At 68.5% G+C, this 17,906-nt stretch carries 17 protein-coding genes; 8 read left to right on the forward strand and 9 right to left on the reverse strand.

What is annotated here, in order from left to right:
• Positions 1 to 99 precede the first annotated feature (99 nt).
• The 3 genes from VJT49_RS15735 to VJT49_RS15745 are packed head-to-tail and all read left to right on the forward strand — an operon-like array spanning position 100 to position 3,781.
• A complete protein-coding gene (locus tag VJT49_RS15735; RefSeq protein WP_324165560.1) occupies positions 100 to 1,653 on the forward strand; it encodes a prenyltransferase/squalene oxidase repeat-containing protein in 1,554 nt (517 codons plus the stop codon).
• Positions 1,653 to 2,885, forward strand: coding sequence for a cytochrome P450 (locus VJT49_RS15740; RefSeq protein WP_324165562.1), 1,233 nt, complete (start codon positions 1,653 to 1,655; stop codon positions 2,883 to 2,885). Before VJT49_RS15735 ends, VJT49_RS15740 begins: the two co-directional genes overlap by 1 nt.
• The gene (locus VJT49_RS15745; RefSeq protein WP_324165564.1) at positions 2,873 to 3,781 is read left to right on the forward strand and encodes a UbiA family prenyltransferase; all 909 of its coding nucleotides are present in this window, start codon (positions 2,873 to 2,875) and stop codon (positions 3,779 to 3,781) included. Before VJT49_RS15740 ends, VJT49_RS15745 begins: the two co-directional genes overlap by 13 nt.
• Here the strand turns inward: VJT49_RS15745 and VJT49_RS15750 are convergent.
• From VJT49_RS15750 to VJT49_RS15760, 3 genes are all read right to left on the reverse strand, one after another.
• On the reverse strand, positions 3,778 to 4,587 hold the full coding sequence (locus tag VJT49_RS15750) for an SAM-dependent methyltransferase (protein ID WP_324165565.1): 810 nt from the start codon (positions 4,585 to 4,587) through the stop codon (positions 3,778 to 3,780). The genes VJT49_RS15745 and VJT49_RS15750 overlap by 4 nt on opposite strands.
• Positions 4,588 to 4,813: 226 nt before the next feature.
• Positions 4,814 to 5,734, reverse strand: a complete 921-nt coding sequence (gene mmuM, locus VJT49_RS15755; RefSeq protein WP_324165566.1) for a homocysteine S-methyltransferase — start codon at positions 5,732 to 5,734, stop codon at positions 4,814 to 4,816.
• Positions 5,695 to 6,324, reverse strand: coding sequence for a helix-turn-helix domain-containing protein (locus VJT49_RS15760; protein WP_324165567.1), 630 nt, complete (start codon positions 6,322 to 6,324; stop codon positions 5,695 to 5,697). The genes mmuM and VJT49_RS15760 overlap by 40 nt, the downstream gene beginning before the upstream one ends.
• 784 nt (positions 6,325 to 7,108) lie before the next feature.
• Here VJT49_RS15760 and VJT49_RS15765 point away from each other — a divergent pair.
• The 4 genes from VJT49_RS15765 to VJT49_RS15780 all read left to right on the forward strand — a co-directional run bounded on the left by VJT49_RS15765 (position 7,109) and on the right by VJT49_RS15780 (position 10,854).
• The gene (locus VJT49_RS15765; protein WP_324165568.1) at positions 7,109 to 8,167 is read left to right on the forward strand and encodes a terpene synthase family protein; all 1,059 of its coding nucleotides are present in this window, start codon (positions 7,109 to 7,111) and stop codon (positions 8,165 to 8,167) included.
• Between the two features lie 174 nt (positions 8,168 to 8,341).
• Positions 8,342 to 9,433: a hypothetical protein gene (locus VJT49_RS15770; RefSeq protein ID WP_324165569.1), complete on the forward strand. Its 1,092-nt coding sequence runs from the start codon at positions 8,342 to 8,344 to the stop codon at positions 9,431 to 9,433.
• A 17-nt stretch (positions 9,434 to 9,450) separates the two neighbouring features.
• Positions 9,451 to 10,104 carry a YdcF family protein gene (locus tag VJT49_RS15775; RefSeq protein ID WP_324165571.1) on the forward strand — a complete coding sequence of 218 codons (654 nt, stop codon included), beginning with the start codon at positions 9,451 to 9,453 and terminating at the stop codon, positions 10,102 to 10,104.
• A gap of 27 nt (positions 10,105 to 10,131) precedes the next feature.
• Entirely contained in the window at positions 10,132 to 10,854 is a 723-nt protein-coding gene (locus VJT49_RS15780; protein WP_324165572.1) for a WbqC family protein, read from the forward strand.
• On the opposite strand, the gene VJT49_RS15785 is transcribed toward VJT49_RS15780, so the two are convergent.
• From VJT49_RS15785 to VJT49_RS15800, 4 genes are all read right to left on the reverse strand, one after another.
• On the reverse strand, positions 10,855 to 11,616 hold the full coding sequence (locus VJT49_RS15785) for a TIGR01458 family HAD-type hydrolase (RefSeq protein ID WP_324165573.1): 762 nt from the start codon (positions 11,614 to 11,616) through the stop codon (positions 10,855 to 10,857).
• Positions 11,617 to 11,629: 13 nt separating this feature from the next.
• A complete protein-coding gene (sthA, locus tag VJT49_RS15790) occupies positions 11,630 to 13,036 on the reverse strand; it encodes a Si-specific NAD(P)(+) transhydrogenase (RefSeq protein ID WP_324165574.1) in 1,407 nt (468 codons plus the stop codon).
• A gap of 582 nt (positions 13,037 to 13,618) precedes the next feature.
• The gene (locus tag VJT49_RS15795; protein WP_324165575.1) at positions 13,619 to 13,975 is read right to left on the reverse strand and encodes a hypothetical protein; all 357 of its coding nucleotides are present in this window, start codon (positions 13,973 to 13,975) and stop codon (positions 13,619 to 13,621) included.
• A 21-nt stretch (positions 13,976 to 13,996) separates the two neighbouring features.
• Positions 13,997 to 14,995 carry a LacI family DNA-binding transcriptional regulator gene (locus tag VJT49_RS15800; protein ID WP_324165576.1) on the reverse strand — a complete coding sequence of 333 codons (999 nt, stop codon included), beginning with the start codon at positions 14,993 to 14,995 and terminating at the stop codon, positions 13,997 to 13,999.
• Positions 14,996 to 15,303: 308 nt separating this feature from the next.
• Between VJT49_RS15800 and VJT49_RS15805 the strand changes: the two genes are divergently transcribed.
• Positions 15,304 to 15,711 carry a hypothetical protein gene (locus tag VJT49_RS15805; protein ID WP_324165577.1) on the forward strand — a complete coding sequence of 136 codons (408 nt, stop codon included), beginning with the start codon at positions 15,304 to 15,306 and terminating at the stop codon, positions 15,709 to 15,711.
• Positions 15,712 to 15,758: 47 nt separating this feature from the next.
• On the opposite strand, the gene VJT49_RS15810 is transcribed toward VJT49_RS15805, so the two are convergent.
• On the reverse strand, positions 15,759 to 16,418 hold the full coding sequence (locus tag VJT49_RS15810; protein WP_324165578.1) for a response regulator transcription factor: 660 nt from the start codon (positions 16,416 to 16,418) through the stop codon (positions 15,759 to 15,761).
• A gap of 40 nt (positions 16,419 to 16,458) precedes the next feature.
• Positions 16,459 to 17,787 carry a ferredoxin reductase family protein gene (locus tag VJT49_RS15815; protein ID WP_324165579.1) on the reverse strand — a complete coding sequence of 443 codons (1,329 nt, stop codon included), beginning with the start codon at positions 17,785 to 17,787 and terminating at the stop codon, positions 16,459 to 16,461.
• Between the last annotated feature and the right edge of the window lie 119 nt (positions 17,788 to 17,906).

Below are 17,906 nucleotides of genomic sequence, written 5' to 3' on the forward strand. Positions count from 1 at the left end.
TTGGGCCGTCCGGTCGAAAACCAGCCTTGTTGGCAGGCTGCCATGATACTTTGAATCTCAACTCTTCCACTGCTGCGCTGATCCGTGTCGGGGGCACCGATGATGGACCCAGCAGCCGCTGCCGGCGTCCTGGCCGACCTGTCTGCCGATCCGTACGGCCAATTCTCCCCCTCCCCGTACGAAACGGCCAGGCTGGTGACCCTCGCACCGGATCTCGCCGGGCATGCCGGGAGAATGCGTTTTCTGCTCGCCGAACAGAACGGCGACGGCGGCTGGGGCCGGCCGGACGGCTACGGCCTGCTGCCGACCCTGAGCGCGACCGAGGCGCTGCTCGCCGAACTGCACCGGACCCGCGACGTGACCGTCGGGCTCGCCGCGGGCCGGGGCCTGCAGGCCCTGCTCACCCGCCTGGCCACGGACGACACCACACTACCGGACACGGTCGCGGTGGAAGTCCTGGTACCCGGGCTCGTCCTGGACATCAACACGAGGCTCGACGACCTCGACGCGCAGCCCTGGCCCGCGCTCCACGGCCGGCGCCTCCCCTATCCGAAAGGGACGAACCCCGAACCGCTGTGGGCGCTGCGGGAAGCGGTGCGGCAGGGAAAGCCCTTGCCGCCCAAGCTCGTGCACTCACTGGAGGCGATCGGCCCAGCGGCACAAGGGTTTTCCTCCGTCCGACCGGGCATCGACGGCCTCGGCTGCTCACCGGCGGCGACGGCCGCGTGGCTGGGAAACGACGCCATGACCACCGACCAGCCGGGCGTGCGGTACCTGAAGACGGTACAGGCCCGGCACGGCGGACCCGTTCCGGTCGCCGCGCCACTGGGCGTGTTCGAGCGGTCCTGGGTACTGGCCACTTTGCTCGGTGCGGGCGTCGAGCCGCGGGTCCCGCCCGCGGTCGCGACGAGCCTGTACCAGGCGGTCGGCGACGACGGGGTGGCAGGCGGCACCGGCCTGCTCCCGGACGCCGACGACACCGCGTGCACCCTCCACGCGCTCGCCCTGCTCGGCACGCCCCTGCCGCTGGACTGCCTGTGGGCCTACCAGCACGACGATCACTTCGTCACCTATCCCGAAGAACGCACGCCCTCGGTCACCACGAATGCCCATGTGCTGCAAGCCTTCGCGACCACGGGACCCCCCACCCGCCGGGTCACCAAGGCGATGCGCATGCTAACCACCTGGCTGTGCGGGCGGCAGGGCGGCGACGGCACCTGGTCGGACAAATGGCACGCTTCGGAGTACTACGCGACCTTCTGTTGTGTGAGCGCTCTCACATCCGACGGCGAGAGCACGGCCGCGGTCCGCAAGGCGGTGCGCTGGGTCGTCGGCACGCAGCGCACGGACGGCTCCTGGGGCCGGTGGGAGGGCACGCCGGAGGAAACCGCCTACGCGGTGCAGATCCTGTTGCACGCCAACGGAGGCAAGCCGGACCCGGCGATCGAGCAGGCGGCCGCGCGGGGGTGCGCGTACCTGCTCGCCACCGAAGGTGTGCCGAACCCTCCACTGTGGCACGACAAGGATCTGTACACACCGGACAGGATCGTGCTGGCCCAGCGGATCGCCGTGCTGCACGCCGCCACCGCCAACCCGCGGATCGGGATGCTCGTCGGCCCGTGGGCCGACGCCGTCGCCGGACGGACGGCCTGATGAACCGCTCGGAGTTCCAGCTCGCGTTCCGCACGCTGCCGTTCCTCGACGGGCACGCCGACGACCCCGCCGGGTTCCTGGAACTACGTCCGGGACGCGTGCTGGTCTGGGATCCGGGCGCGATCGACGGGATCTTTCGCGCCGATCAGCGGCTCCGCCACCCAGGCAGCCGCTCGTTCAAGCCGCTGCTGGGCCCGCGGTCGTTGTTGTGGCAGGAAGGCTCGCGGCACGCCGACTACCGCCGTGTGCTCGGTGGTCCCCTGCGAGGCCGCCAGCTGAGCGGCTATCGCAACCTGATCTCCCAGGCGACCGACGCCGCGATCGACGCCCTCCCCATCGGCGCGGAGTTTTCGGTCGCCGACTGGACACGCGGGCTGGCTCTGCGCGTCATGGCGCGGATCGTCTTCGGCCGCGCGGGAGATGACGTGATCGTGCCGTTCGGACAGTGGATGCACAGGGCGCTCGGTTCACGGGCGCGCACGCTCGCCTACCGCTACCTTCGCGGTGGGCTACCCCAGCCGGACGCCGAGCTCAAGGAGTTGCTGGTCCATCGCGCCCGCGTGGCGGCTCGGAAGGACGCAACCACCCTCGCGGGCCGCCTGCTCGCCAGCGACAGATTTTCCGACCTCCACGACGGAGAGTTGCGGGACCAGCTCGTCTCCCTGCTGTTCGCCGGCCACGAGACCACCGCGTCGACCGCGGCGTGGACGCTGTTCTGGCTGGACCGGCACGAAAAAGTGCGGGTGGGCGTGCTCGCCGAACTGGCCGCCACCACCGACGATGGGTCCAATGTGGACAAGGTTCCGCTCCTGCAGGCCGTGGTCTCGGAAACCCTGCGCCTCACTCCCCCGGTGCCCGCGGCGGGCAACCGCGTGCTGACCGAGGCCTGCGCGTTCGGTGGGCGCGAATTCCCGGCGGGCACCGTGCTGACCCCGAGCATCTACCTGGCGCACCGCAGGCCCGGGCCCTTTCCGGATCCACGAAGGTTCGATTCAGGCCGTTTCCTGGGCCAGCGCGTGCCTTCGCACGACTACTTCCCGTTCGGCGGCGGCATCCGTCACTGCCTCGGCAGCCGGCTCGGCCAGCTGGAGGTCCGGATGATCGTGGCCGCGCTGATGCGCCGCCGGGAACTGCGGTGTGTGAACCCTCGCGCCGGTGTTCCCCAGTTGCGCGGACACGCGATGGCACCTTCGGCGAAGCTGAAGATGAAAGTGGTACCGTGCCGCGGTTAGCCTCGTGGCCGGACCTGGTGGTCGTGCACCGCCTGCAGTTCCCGTTGCCGGTCAACTACCTCTGCTACGCGGTCTGGGGGTGCGGTTTCGCGACGGGCGACGCGGCGCGGATCCTCGAACCGGCCGTGCTGGCGGCGATCCTGGCGAATCTGCTGCTGATCATCGGCCCGCTCGCGCTCAACGTGGCCATCGACATGCCCACCGACACGCGCCATGCCGACAAGGGCTATCTCGCCATCGCCGCCGCACGTCTCGGGCGCCGTCGGGCGCTGGCTCTGTCATGGACGGAAATGGCGCTCGGCCTGCTCACCACCGCCGGCGTGGGACTCGGACGGGACCGGTGGTGGCCCTTGGCGATCGCCGCCGCCATCGTCGGAGCGCAGGTGCTGTACAACGTCGAACCCGTCCGCCTCAAACGGCGGGGACTCCTCGGGTCCACCGCGTTCGGCGTCGCGTCGGTCGGGTTCCCCGCTCTGCTCGGATACACGGCCACCGGGACTTCGCTCGACACCACCGTGTGGCTGATCTTCACGGGAGCCGCCGTGCTCTCCGTCGGGCGCACGGTCTGGTGGGCCATTCCCGACCACGCCGCCGACGCCGAGACCGGCGTCATGACCCCGGCCGTGCGGTGTGGTCCGGTCCGCGCGCTCGGCGTGGCCTGCCTTCTCCTGCAGGCGGGCCTCTTCCTGCTCGGCTGGGGACTGTGGCGGCGTTACGGTCCGGTTTGGAGCGTTCTCGGACTCGCGGTCCACGCGCTGTTCCTGGGCCGCGCGATCCGACAACTGAGCCAGACCGCGCGAAGAAACCCGCCCACAGCCGGCGTCCTGCTGCGACGGACCCTGCCCGTGGTCACGCTCGGCGAGGTCGTTCTCACCGTGATCGCCTTCGCGGCCTAGGCTTTCTTGCCGAGACCGGCGGCCATGGGGGCGAGCTCCGGGTTCTGGCCGACGTCGTCCTCGGTCAGCGGATTCCACAGCGGCACCGGCACGACCCCGGGATCGACGAGGTCCAAACCGCGGAAACAGGCTCGAAGCTCGTCGGCATCGCGCAACGTAACTACCGGTGGCTTGCCGTAGATCTTGCTGAACAGGCTCAAGCCCTTCCGTAACTCGGCGTTCTCACTACAGTGGGTCAGACCGACGAAGCTGCCCGGGGCCAGCGCGTCGGCGTAGGTGGCGACCAGCCGGCGTGGATCGTCGCCTTCGGTCAGGTACAACAGGGTTTCGACGGCCAGCAGGCCCACCGGCTCCGTCAGGTCGATCAGGCCGCGGAATTCCGGGGACGACAGGATCTGGCCGGGCTGCCGGATGTCGGCCGCCAGGTAGGCGACGTTGCCGACCTCGCTGAGGATCGCCCGGCCTTCCGCCGCCACGTGCGGATCGGCATCGACGTAGACGACCCGGCTGCCCGGATCGACGGCTTGGGCGACCTCGTGCACATGGCCCATCGTCGGGATACCCGAGCCGAGGTCGAGGAACTGGCGGACACCCTGGTCGAGCATGTAACGCACCATCCGCCCGGTCAGCGCCCGTGAGGCGCGCACCAGGTAAGGGATGTGCGGTGCGCAGACCGCGATCTGGTCGGCGTAGTCGTTGTCACGCTGATCGTGGTGATGTCCGTCCAGCCAGCAGTCGTTGACCCGCGCGATGCTCGGATGGGCCTGGGGCGTGTGCAGGTTTTGCGAACCAACGGGCGGAGCCACTGCCGGTACGCCTCCTCGTACTTAGGTTTCCCTGGCGGTGACGGACTGTCGACCAGCCGACGGGATTCTACTGCGACAAAGCGTGGTATACCGCACCGGGACGCAACGCGTCTTGCTACCGTTTTTCCTGGCACAGACCATTTCGGGGAAATGGTCACCAGGGCTTTTCGGATCGCCAAGTAACTTTCCGTAATGTCCCGACAGGCTTGACAACCCCGGCAAATCGCTAACGCGCGCCCCGCGCCGCGTACCCGGCCGCCGCGCGGCTGATCACGGCGATGTCGGCCGGGCGCACGCGGCAGCAGCCACCCACGAAATCGGCCCCGGCCCGGATCCAGCGTTCGGCGGCCTGGGCGGTGAACCGGGACGCGCCGGACCACGCCCGGCGGCCGGCGTCCCATTCCTCGCCGCTGTTCGGGTAGACGATCACGGGCTTGCGGGTGGTCCGCCTGGCCAGCGCGACGGCCGGTTCGACGTCGTCCGGGGCACAGCAGTTCACGCCCACCGCGACGATTTCGTCGTTGCCCGCCGCGACCGCGAAGGCCTCCTCGAGAGGCTGCCCGGCACGGGTGCGGTCGCCGGAAATCGTGTACGAAAGCCACGCGGGCACGCCGATTCCCTCGATCGCCGCCAGCAGCGCGACCGCCTCGTCGATGTCCGGCACCGTCTCCAGGGCCAGCAGGTCGGGACCGGCAGCGGCCAGCGCCTCCACGCGCGGCCGGTGGAACGCGGTCAACTCGGCGACGCTGAGGCCATACCGCCCGCGGTACTCCGAGCCGTCGGCGAGCGTCGCCCCGTAGGGCCCGACCGACGCCGCGACCCGTCCCGTCGCGATGCCGGCCCGCTCGCGCGCGGCCTTGGCCAGTTCGACGCTCCTGCGCAGCAGCGCGGCGGCCTGCCGGTCGCCGATCCCCCGCGCCGCGAACCCCTCGAAGCTGGCCTGGTAGCTGGCCGTCGTGGCGACTTCGGCTCCGGCACGGAAGAAGGTCTCGTGCGCCGAGATGATCCCGTCCGGATCGTCCATCAGCAACCGCGCCGACCACAACTCGTCCGACAGGTCGTGGCCACGCGCCTCGAGCTCGGTGGCGAGGCCACCGTCGAGCACGATCACGGGCCCGCGCGCAGGTACTCCAGTTCCCGGAACCATAGGTCCGCCAGGATATCGAGCACCATCTCCCGGTTGTGCTCGACGCCGCGCACCAGCCAGTGGTAGCACAACCGCTCGAGCTGGAGCACCAGCAGCAGGGCCCGGGTCAGCGCGACCTGCTCCTGCTCCCCGGTCCATTTCGCCAGGTACGGCTTCAGCTGGCGCACCGCCTCGATACCCCATTGGTAATGCCGGGCCGCCACGCCGGGATCGGCGGCCATCGCCTCGTTGATCACCTTGACCTCGACCCGGTACCGGCACCAGAAGGCCAGCACCTGCCCGTCGAGCCACTCGCGCACGTTCTTCCTGGTCAGCTCGGGGAACTCGGCCACCTGCCGGTAGATCTCCGCGCCCGCGGACAGCACCCGCTCGAAGAGGCAGGCGGCGATGTCCGCCTTGTCGCGGAAATGTGCGTAGAACGTGGCACGGCTGCCATTGGCCGCTTCGACGATGTCGCCGACGGTGGCGGCGTGGTAGCCGAGGTCGTCGAAAATCCTGCGGGCGCAGTCGAGATAGCGCTCGTGCGCCTCACGCCACTGCTGCTCGCGAAATGCGTTTCGTGGCGGCTCGGCTGTCTCGGTCCCGGTCACCTTTTTCATCATAGTGGCACGGACTTTCTCCCCGTATTCAACGCACCCACTGTGCGGGCAGTCAGGCCGTGGTCTCCTTCCTCGGCCCGCGATCGTGGCGTGTAGCAGCACCCCCGTTACCTCGCGGGCGCGCTTCTCCTCACCACCCTACGAATTTCACTTTTCGAACCAAATTCAGCGGAAACCCGCCACTATCCGGAAAACCGCGCGCGTTCGACGAGTTCCGTCGATTGGCCGCCGAACGGGGTACGGCCCGACAAGCTGATCTTCACGATGATCGTCTATGTCGCCGAGGCCGACGAGCAGACGATCGCCGAATGCGATCCGCACGTCGCGCGCCTCTTTGAATGGTTTCACCGGGTGCCGCCGGAACGCCCTTCGCCGTCCGGTTATCTGCCCCGAGCCGAAAAGCCGTGCCGGGCACGCGTCGGTTGCGCTGGCCGACGCCAAACACGCCACCCGGGACGGCATGGTCCCGATCGGGCGGATCGCCCGCGGCTCCCCGGAAACCGTCGCCGGCCCGATCGCCCGGTTGGCCGAACGCGGGTTCCAACCAGATGTGTCCCGCCTCACCCAGGTGCCGGTCTCACGCCGCGCGGAACGTCCCGGCTGCATACGGACACTCTAGGTCACCTGGTCCCCCCTCCCGACCCACGATCGTGAAAACGTCTTACCTCTTCCGGCTCTTTCCCGGGAGTTTCCGCCGACCAAGAATGACGGACATGGGCAGAAATCGAGTTCACGACGCGGACGCGGTGCGTCCGGGGCGCGGGTCCGGTGTTCCGTGACCGCTGAGCTGCCGCCGTTCTACTGCCCGATCCGGCGCGCGGTGCATCCGGAAGCCGCGCGGATCGAGCAGCGCGCGATCGCCTGGACGGACGAGATCGGCCTTTACCGCGACGAAGTCGAGCGGGCCTGGGGCATCGCCACCAGGAGCGCGGAGCTGGCCTGCCGGGTGCTGCCCACCGGCCCCGAGGACACCGTCTGGTTGTTCAGTGCCTGGAACTACTGGTCTTTCGCGCTCAGCGACTGGCAAGACGGTGAGCGCGAGCGCGCCTCGGCCGCCGGGGTCACGGATTTCACCGTCCGGGTGATCCGCGCCCTCGAGGAACCCGCCTACCGTCCGCCCGCCGGAAACCGGCTCACCGCGGCGCTCGCCGAACTGATCGCCCGCACCCGGGCCGGCACCACCGCGGCGCAGTTCCGGCGGCTGACCGAAGGCCTGCGGGACTGGCTGCTCGCGCAGTCCTGGCACGTCGCCAACAGCGAGCGGCGGATCATGCCGGAACTGGACGACTTCGCCGCCATACGGCCGCTGGCCAAGGGCGCGCGGCTGTTCGCCGCGTGGCTGGAGATCGGCAACGGCCTGGAAATCCCGGGCGGTCGGCGGTGGGCGCCGGACGTGCACGCGCTGACCTCCGCGGCCGGTTTCGTCGTCAGCTGCGACAACGACCTCGTCGGGTATGCGGCCGGCCAGGCCCGCGAAATTCCCGAACAGAATTTGGTCAATGTGCTGATTCACCAGCGTCACTGCTCGTTTCAGCACGCGGTCGCCGAGGCAGTGGCCATCCGGGATCGCGTGCTCACCCGTTTTCTCAGCCTGCGAAACCGCATTACGACGATTGGCACGCCGGAACTACGCCGTTACGCCGAAAGCCTCAACCGCTATGTGCGCGGGACACTGGACTGGATGAGTTCCGCACCCCGCTATGCCAGTCCCCGCACCCACAATGACCTGCCCTTACCCAGTACGAACCTGGATCTGAAGATCACCGGAAGACCGGCCGGGGAAAGCACTGAACCGCCCGACATTCCGTCCATAGAATGGTGGTGGAAGCTGTAACCCAGGCGGGAAAGAGTGGAACGACATCCGACGTCGGGGATCGGCCCGGGACAAAGGAGTCAACCCGGCGCCGGATGCCTGTTTCCAGCCTGACCGAAACCGTGTCCTGACGGAAACGAACCATCGTTGCACTTTTGGTGTACTTTGTTCGGCTGTTCCCGTTACGCTGGAAGCGTGGCCACAGGCGAGGGAAACCAGTTGGCCGCGACCGCCCACCACTGGAGCGGTCGCGAAGCACGACTACTCCGGCACGCACTCCGGCTCTCCGTTCGCGCGTTCGCCGGATACCTGGGGGTCGCCCCGCGCACCGTCGCAAAATGGGAAAGCGGCGGCAGCGGCACCGTGCCGCGCCCCGACACGCAGGCGATTCTCGACACGGCCCTGGCCCGCGCGCACCCCGACGCCCGGCGGCGGTTCGACCTGCTGATCCGGCAGTCCGCCGAAGCCGCCGTGCCCGAACGAGCGCCGGCGCACTACGACTACGACGCCTGGGCCGACGACCTCGACCGCACCCTGGCCGGCCTCGGCCGCCAGGAGTTCCCGCAGGCCCGGTTGCTGCTCGACCGCTGGCTCAACCGGTTCGAGCCCAACAGCAACGACACCCGTGGTATGTACCTCTACGGCCGCTCGCTGCGCCTGTTCGGCGAACTCCAGCAGGATCAGGGCGTGATTCAAGGTCCGTCGTCGGCCCAGCAGACCTACCGCAAGGCGCTGCGGGTGTTCAGCGAACTGGGCACCGCGCGGCGGGTCGCGCAACTGGAGCTCCAACTCGTTGTGCTCGAGGAAATGGCGGGCAGGCTCGACACCGCGGCACGCCGGTACGAATCGCTGACCACGGACGAACGGCTCAGCGAGCACGACCGCACCCGCGCGCGTCTCTGGGTCGGCACCGCGCTGAGCAAGCGCGGGCTCAACGAATCCGCCACCCGACACATCGTCCCGGCGATCCGGAGCTTCGAGTCGATGGAGGAACCGGCGGACTGGTCCATCGCACACCAGAAACTGGCGCTGGCGCACCGGGGCGCCGGCGAACTGAGCGCCGCCGGCCGCGCGATCGAGGTCGCGCTGAGCCATCCGGTCGCCGACACCCCGATGCACCGAGTGCGCCTGGAAACCGCGCACGCGCACATCCTGCTCTCCGACCGCGCCACCACGGAAAGCGGGATGACCCTGCTCGAGAGGTGCGCCCGGACCTCCAAGCGGTACGGCCTGATGCACCAGTTGCAGAGTATCGGCGGGATACGCCGGGTCTTCGAACGGGCCTGAGTCCACGAAACCGGAAAATGCGGAAAACTTCGCCCGACCACTTTTGGGCCGACGCGGAAACAATCTGGGAATACCACCGCGTGCGGCATCGGCTCCGCCCCTGCAGTGCCGGGATCGCGCTGGGCTGCAACGACCTCGGGGTCGCCACGCACGCCGCGGAGCTCTACCATCGCGGGCTGTTCCCGGTCGTCGTGTTCACCGGCGGGAACAGCAGGGAGACCTTTGTCACCTTCCCCCGCGGCGAAGGGGTTCACTACCGCGAGAGGGCGCTGGAGCTGGGCGTGCCCAACGAGGCGATTCTGGTCGAACCACGGGCCACCAACACCGGGGAGAACATCATCCTCTCCCGGGAAGTCCTGGCCGGGGCCGGAATCGACGTCAAGACGCTGATGCTGGTTACCATGCCGTACATGGAAAGGCGTGCCTACGCGACCACCCGCAAGGTGTGGCCGGAGGTCGAACCGGTCTGCGCCTCGGTGCCGCTGTCCCTTCCGGAGTACGCGGAAGCGCGATGCCACGGAACTGAATTAATTGATATGCTGATCGGTGACCTCCAACGGATTATCGAGTACCCCGGTCAGGGATTCGCGATCGCCCAGGACGTTCCCCCAATCGTGTATTCCGCGTATCAACGGCTCGTGGCGGCTGGATTTCGGAGCCGGATGCTGTAATCATGTCCGGCCGTGATCTCCTGCGCCGTGCATCAACCGAATTTCTTTCCCCGCTCCTCCACGCTGGCCAAGCTGTTCCGCGCCGACATCTGGGTCGTGCTGGACGATGTCCAGTTCAACGCCCGCGACTACCAGCACCGCGCACGGCTGGCTCCGCTGTCCGCCCCCGACGCGCAAGAGTGGCTGACCCTGCCGGTGCACCGGCCGCACGGGCGCGCCAGCCGGATCGACGAGCTGCGACTGGTGGATCCGGACCGCAGCATGAAGCATCTCGACCAGCTCGTCCGGCACCGCTACCGGCGGAGCGCGCACTGGGCGGGTACGAACGCCTGTGTCGCGAAAGTCCTTGCCGCACTGGAAGTTTCCGACCGGATCGCCGACGTCGCCGAAACCTCCACCCTGGCGCTGCTGTCCGCGCTGGGCTGGCCCGGCACCGTGGTCCGCAGCAGCACTCTCGACGCCCGGTGCGGGCGATCCGTCCGCCTCGCCGACCTCACCAAGGCCGTCCGCGCGGACACCTACCTGTGCGGCCCCGGCGGCTCGAAGTACCTCGACGAGACGCCGTTCGCCGATGCCGGCATCACGGTGAGCTACCCGCCGCCCCCGGCCTGGTCGCGCGAACCGGGGACCCGGTCCCTCAGCGCGCTGTGGGCCATGGCGGTGTTCGGCCCCGCGACCCTGCGCGAGGAACTTGCCGTGCACGACGTGGTCCGGCCCAGCCCGTTTCCCGCGATCGCCGGGCCGTCCTGATCAGCCCAGCAGGTCCGGCAGGCCGGCGATGCTGTCCAGCACGTGGTCGGGGTCTCCGGGGGCGGACTCGATCGTCTCCGGTCGGTACTTCCCGGTCCTGACGAGTACGCCGGTGATGCCACAACGCTGCGCGGCGAGCACATCGGCCTCGATGTCGTCGCCGATCATCACCGCATCGCCCGGCTCAACGCCAAGAGCGTCCAGCGCCGCGGTGAAGAACGCGGCGCTGGGCTTGCCCAGCACTTCGGCCTCGACCCCGGCGGCGCGTTCGAGGCCGATCAGGAACGCACCGGCGTCCAGTTGCAGTCCCGCGTCCGTCCGCCAGTACAGGTTGCGGTGCATGGCCAGCAGCCGTGCACCGCGCTGGAGGTAGCCGAAGACGCGGTTGAGCGCCGGGTAGCCGAACTCCTCTCCCGCGCCGCCGACGATGACCACGTCCGGCTCGTCGTCCACGATGGTGAGCGGGGCGAGGTCGGCGGCGATGTCCCCGCTGTTGAGCACGAAGCAGCGCGCGTCCGGAAGATGTTCGCGAACATGGGCCGCGGTCAGCGCCGGCGCGGTGAAGATGTCCCCGGCCTCGACCGGGAAACCGGCCGAGCGCAGAGTGTCCGCAATGGACACTCTGGTCCGGGAGGTGGTGTTGGTCAGGAATGCGAGCGCGAACCCGTCCTCCCGTAACCGGCTGACCGCCTCCACAGCGCCGGGCAGCGGCTGCCACGACACCGTGAGCACGCCGTCGATGTCGATCAGGACCGCCCCCATCGCCTCTTTCCCTTCAGAACCGTTCGAGCGCGCGGATCTTGTTGGTCGCGTCCAGCGCCGCGACCTTGTACGCCTCGGACAGCGTCGGATAGTTGAACACCGCGTCCACCAGGTAGTCCACCGTGCCGCCGCAGCCCATCACGGCCTGTCCGATGTGGACCAGATCGGTCGCCCCGGTACCGAACACGTGCACGCCAAGCAGCTTCCGGTCCGTTGTGGACACCAGCAGCTTCAGCATGCCGTAGGAGTCGCCGGCGATCTGGCCGCGGGCGAGCTCGCGGTAACGCGCGGTGCCGACCTCGTAGGGCACGGACGACGAGGTCAGCTCGGCCTCGGTGGCACCGCAGTAGGAGATTTCCGGGATCGTGTAGATGCCGATCGGCTGCAGGGCCAGCAGATCGTGGGCCGGTTCACCGAAGGCGTGGTAGGCAGCCAGCCTGCCCTGGTCCATCGAGGTGGCCGCGAGCGCGGGAAACCCGATCACGTCGCCGACCGCGTAAATGTGGTCGACCTCGGTGCGGAAGTGCTCGTCCACGGTGAGCCTGCCACGCTGGTCCGCCTCGAGCCCGGCCGCCGCGAGGTCCAGTTCCTCGGTCGTACCCTGGCGTCCCGCCGAGTACATGACCGCGTCCGCCGGGATCCGCTTGCCACTGACCAGCGTGGTGACCGTGGCCCGGTCGGAGACGTCCACATTGGCCACCTTCTCGCCGAACCGGAAGGTCACCGCCAGGTCGCGAAGATGGAACTTCAGCGACTCCACGATCTCCGGATCGCAGAACTCGAGCATCCGCTCCCGCTGCTCGACGACGGTCACCCTCGACCCGAGCGCGGCGAACATCGACGCGTATTCGATGCCGATCACCCCGGCACCGACCACCACCAGCGATGACGGGATATCCTCCAGGTGCAGGATCTCGTCGGAGTCGAGCACCCTGGCCGCGTCGAAGTCGACCTGGGGCGGCCTCGCCGGCCGGGTCCCGGTGGCGATCACGACGAACGCCCCGCTCAACGACGTGCGCTCGCCGCGGCCGCGCCCCTCGACCATGACGGTGTGCGCGTCGAGGAACCGTCCGGTGCCGGGAATCAGGTCGATGTGGTTGCGCAGCAATTGTGCACGCACCACCTGCACCTCGCGGCCGATCACGTGCCGGGTACGGGCCAGCAGGTCGGAGATCGTGATGTCCTGTTTCACCCGGTAGCTGGCGCCGTAGAGCTCGCGCTGGTTCATGCCGGTGAGGTAAAGCACGGCCTCACGCAGCGTCTTCGACGGGATGGTCCCGGTGTTCACGCACACCCCGCCGACCATTTCCTGCCGGTCGACCACGGCCACACGCCTGCCGAGTTTCGCGGCCGCGATGGCCGCCTTCTGCCCGCCCGGGCCGGAGCCGATGACGATCAGGTCATAGTCGTATTCGGTCACGGGACAAGCCTGCTCATCCCCCTGCCCTCCGCGCAAGTACCCGACGTGACTACTGATCGTATTCAACCGGTTACCACTCTGAAGTTAGGTGCTCCTCACCGTCCACACCGGACTCCGCACGGTCCACACCGGTCGGTGATGCGAAGGACTACGGATCGCGGCGGAACTGACGGAAAATGGTTTGGTTTCGGAGCCTGACATTGGGGATTTGCCGGAGCCGACCGCCTTGGTGATCAACCTGCACAAGAGCGTCACCGCCTGGCGCCGTGTCGACGATGCTTGTTCCGGAAATCGGTTGTCGCGACTAGTATCTCGGGTTCCCGAGCGGGCAATTCAGCTGCCTGGAAGGGCGAGTCAGGTGTCGCGAGGAGGCAACTCACGGGAGGAACGGGGTGCCCTCCCAGTCCAGCGTGTTGCCCGTTCGCGCACCGCGAGTTCCCCAACTCGAGGGGGTGGCACCCTGAGCAACCTTTATGACGGAGCACTGGCGTTGCCGCCTCCACCTCCCGCCTGGGCGCAATTCCCCGGCCACCCGAGGAGACCCCGCTAATATCTATTGTGGACTCTTTCATAACCGATCGTTCAGGCAAACCAGTTCGAGAATTTCCAGTGATTGGTTTGGCTGGTGGCAGCGGGTTGGTGAAGATTTCGGTGGTGTGCGCCAGTCGAGGGTTCGGGGGGTAGCCGTTCGAGTCGTCGGTGATGGCGTCCGAGTTGGGCTTGGGGGTAGCGGGAGAGGTGGGTGCCCGCAGGGGTACTGGCGGAGCCCAGGCACCGGTGGGAAGAGGAATTCTCCCGAGCCCACCGCACGAAGAAATCGACGAAATCGTCGCTGGAGGTCGCGGCCGTGCCCCCGCCCTCCAGCATCCACTGCCAGCGCAACCGGGCGACGATCGGCAGTTCATCGTCCTCGGCGGGACGGATCACGATAGCGCGCACGCCTGCGATTTCTACCAGGGTTCAGCGAGCAGGCCCCGTACTTTCCCTGACGATCAGTTCCGGCGGCACGATCGACCGCGCCGAGGGACGCGTTCCCTCGATTTGCCGGAGCAGACGGTCAAACGTCTTCCGGCCGAGCGCGATGAAGTCCTGCCGGACGGTGGTCAACGGCGGCGAGAAGTAAGCGGCTTCCGGAACGTCGTCGAACCCGGCCACGCTGACATCGTCCGGCACCGAAACCCCGGACTCGGAAAACGCGCGCAGTACGCCGAGCGCCATCTGGTCGTTGGCCACGAACACGGCACCGACCTCGCCCTCCGCGACCAGTGCCAGTCCGGCGAGATAGCCGGATCGCGGGCTCCAGTCGCCACGCAGCACGGGCGGAACGCGCGTGTCCCGCTCGGTCAGCACCGACCGCCACGCGTTCTCGCGGGCGCGGGCGTCGAGCCAGTCGCAGGGGCCGGCGACGTGCCAGACGGTGGGGTGTCCGAAGGACAGCAGGTGCTCGGTGACCCGGCGCGCGCCGTCGTGCTGGTCGACGGCGACCACGGGGACCGGGGCCTGGTCACTGTCCGCGACGGCCACGAGCGGCACATCGGTGGCCGCGGCTTCGAGGGCCTGGCCGGTGGCGACGTGCGGGGCGATGACGACGATTCCCTCCACACCCTGGCGGCACAGGCCGTCCACCGCTTCCCCGATCGACTCGCGGTCGGGCCGGCTCACACTCGTAATGGAAATCGCGTAGCCCGACTCGCGCGCGGCGTTCTCGATACCGAACAGCGTGCTTGCCGGCCCGTAGAGTACGGAGTCGAGCGCGACCACGCCGAGCCGGTGCGAGCGGCCCGTGGCCAGTGCGCGGGCCAGCGAATTGGGCCGGTAGCCCAACTGCTCCACGGCGGCGAGCACGCGGCGCCGGGTGTCGGGGCGGACCGGGCCGTTGCCGTTGATGACCCGCGACACGGTCATATGCGACACCCCCGCCAGTGCGGCGACGTCCGTTAACGCTGGTTGCCTGGCCACGCGTTCATCTTCTCCCGGTTGTTCGACGAAATCGACCGCTTCCGACGATCGGACGTTGTTCGCGGCTCTGCCTTGGCCGTAATGTCACTACTTGCCACCCTATGCCGTGTTAGCGCTCACATGACGAATTGACACAACCATGCCCCGCCGCACAGCGAACTGGTCGGCCGAGCTGCACGCCGTGATCGTCACTCACCGCGACGGCGGTACGACGCCGACCCGCCATCCGGCCCGGTCGGCGCGGCCGTCCGGGTAGGACGGCCGGGACCTCCCCCCACACGAGAAGCACCTGTGCTTTGATCACTGCCGTGGCGACATGGCATGATCTTGTGAATTTCATCAGACGTGAGTACGAAGTCATCCGGGACGAGCCGGACGAGATCCGGATCCGGATCGCCTACGGCGAGGACGACGACGTCCAGCAGCGGACCCAGACGGTGGTCGTCGCGCGGGAGATCATGGACGGCCGGGAAGACTGGATCCAGATCGCGTCGCCGTTCGCCATGGTGGATCAGGTCGATCTCACCAGGGTGCTGGAGGAGATCGGCACGACGACGATCGTGGGCGGCGCCGTGATCATGGGCCCGTACCTGGTGCTGCGGCACTCCCTGCCGTTGCTCAACCTCGACATCAACGAGTTCGTCGACCCGCTCGAACTGGTCACCGGCGCGGCCGAGGACCTCGAACAGATCTTCACCGGCCGTGACGACTACTGAACGTCAAGGCCGAAAGGTGACGTGACCACCCGCTCGGGCAGAACCGATCACCGGCCGAGCTGGTAGCCGCGTCCGCGCACGGTGTCGATGATCTGGCGGCCCAGCTTGCGGCGCAGGTAGTGGACGTAGGTGTCCACGACCACCTCGCTCCCGGCATCGTCGAAGACCAGCCCGAGCAGTTGCGAGCGCGAGAACACGTGCCGCGGCCGGGTCGCCAGCGTCGCCAGCAGCGCGCACTCGCGCTGGGACAGCCGTACCGCGCTCGCGTCGTCGCGCACGACCTGCTGGGCGTCCAGGTCCACGCGACCGCCCGGCAGCGGAAGCGACCGCGCCACGTCCAGATGCCGGCGCCGCAGCGCGCGCAGACGGGCCAGCAGTTCGCCGACGTCGAACGGTTTCGCCAGGTAGTCCTCGGCGCCCGCGTCCAGCACGGCGATCAGGTCGGCCGGGTTGCCCAGCGCGGACAGCAGCAGCGTCGGTGTGACGACACCGCGTTCGCGCAGGCACATCAGCAGAGCGAGGCCGTCGACGACGGGCAGGCCGCGGTCGAGCACCAGCACGTCGTAGCTCCGGGTGAGCCCGAGGTGCAGGCCTCGCTGACCGTCGGCGGCCGGATCGACGGCGTAGCCCTCCTCCCCCAGGAGGGTGGCGAGCACGCCTAGCAACTGGGGGTCGTCCTCGACGACCAGTACCCGTGGGGCATTCACGCGGCGATTGTGCCGCCGGTCCGGTTTACCTGGTGTTCGGTCAGGCCGCGAACGCGAAGCGTTCCGAGTGGAGCTGGGAGGCGGGCAGCCCGAGCACGAAAAGCGCGCGGTTCACCACGTTGGTCATTGGCGGCGGCCCGCAAACGAACACGTCACGGTCGCGCACGTCGGGCACCATCGCCACGATGTGCCGCGCGCCCAGCATCGGCCCGAACCTGCCGACCGCCGCGGACGAACCGAGCACGACGTGCAGCCGGGCCCCGCACACGCGGGCGAGCTGGTGCAGCTCGTTCACCAGGATCGCGTCCTGCCGCCGGCTCGCGCGGTAGATCACCACGACGTTCTGCCGGGTTCGCGCGAACTCCTCGAGGAGGGCCCGGATCGGCGTCACCCCAACCCCGCCGGCGACCAGCAGCGCATGCCGGCGGACGCGTTGCCTGGTGGTGAAGGCGCCGTAGGGGCCTTCGGCGAACACGCGCGTGCCCGGCTGGACCTGTTGCAGCCATTGGCTTCCGTCTCCCAGCGCCTTCACGGTGATGCGCAGGTATTTCCCGTCGGGCATGGCCGAAAGCGAGTACGGATGCGCTTCCCGCCAGCGTTTCTCCATCAGGAAGCGCCACAGGAAGAACTGCCCGGCGCGGGCGGGCCACCTGTCGAGCCGGCGGCCGCCGATCCACACCGTGACCACGCTCGGGCTTTCACGGACCACCGACACCACCCGCAGCCGGTGCCGCAGGTTGCGGTACAGCGGCAGCGCCACCCGGGACAGCAGGACGGCCGCCAGCGCCCCGCCGTACAGGCTCCACCAGTAGATCCGGCCCATTTGCGAGTTGGTGAAGTCGCGGCCGATGGTGATCTGGTGCAGGAAGGCGAGCACGACCACCCCGTACGCGCAGATGTGCACGAGATGCCAGTTCTCGTACCGGAGCCGGCGGCGAACCATGCGCGCCGAGGTGGCGCCGAGCAGGATCAGCAGCACGAACGCGATGGCGGCCAGAAGGGTGTCGTCGAGGTCGAAGACGATCGTGCCGAGCTGCGGCAGGAACGTGGTGTTCGACTGCGCGGAGTAGCCGAGTGTGATGAACACCACGTGCGCCAGGAGCAGCCAGAGTACCCAGAAGCCGCTCCACCGGTGCCATCCGGTGAGCCGGTCCAAGCCCAGCCTGGCCTCCAGCCAGGGCAGCCGGGAGACCAGCACGAGCTGGAACACCAGCGCCAGTGCGCCGTAAAGCCCGGTAAGCCTCCCCAAGCCGATCAGCAGGCCGCCTGGGGCAGCGAGATCGGTGATCCCGTTGCCCAGGATGAACAGATCGGTCGCCCCGGCGCCGTTGAGCGCGAGCAACCCGAACAACCACCAGGTCGCTGTCACGGTTCCCAGTGTCGGGCGTTTTTCTGGGTGAAGTCTTGGAACCGGCTCACAGCGACCCAACACCACAGGACCGTCGACGTATGGCCCGGGTGAGGTGAAGCGTCAAAACGCCTCGAAAG

Origin of the sequence: Amycolatopsis sp., from assembly GCF_035276945.1 — a bacterium.
In the GTDB taxonomy this organism is placed as follows: Bacteria; Actinomycetota; Actinomycetes; order Mycobacteriales; family Pseudonocardiaceae; genus Amycolatopsis_E.

Coding starts and splice junctions, on each gene's coding strand:
- VJT49_RS15735 (WP_324165560.1), top strand. CDS start 100: ATGATGGACCCAGCAGCCGCTGCCGGCGTCCTGGCCGACCTGTCTGCC.
- VJT49_RS15740 (WP_324165562.1), top strand. CDS start 1,653: ATGAACCGCTCGGAGTTCCAGCTCGCGTTCCGCACGCTGCCGTTCCTC.
- mmuM (WP_324165566.1), bottom strand. CDS start 5,734: ATGGTTCCGGGAACTGGAGTACCTGCGCGCGGGCCCGTGATCGTGCTC.
- VJT49_RS15775 (WP_324165571.1), top strand. CDS start 9,451: ATGCGGAAAACTTCGCCCGACCACTTTTGGGCCGACGCGGAAACAATC.
- VJT49_RS15785 (WP_324165573.1), bottom strand. CDS start 11,616: ATGGGGGCGGTCCTGATCGACATCGACGGCGTGCTCACGGTGTCGTGG.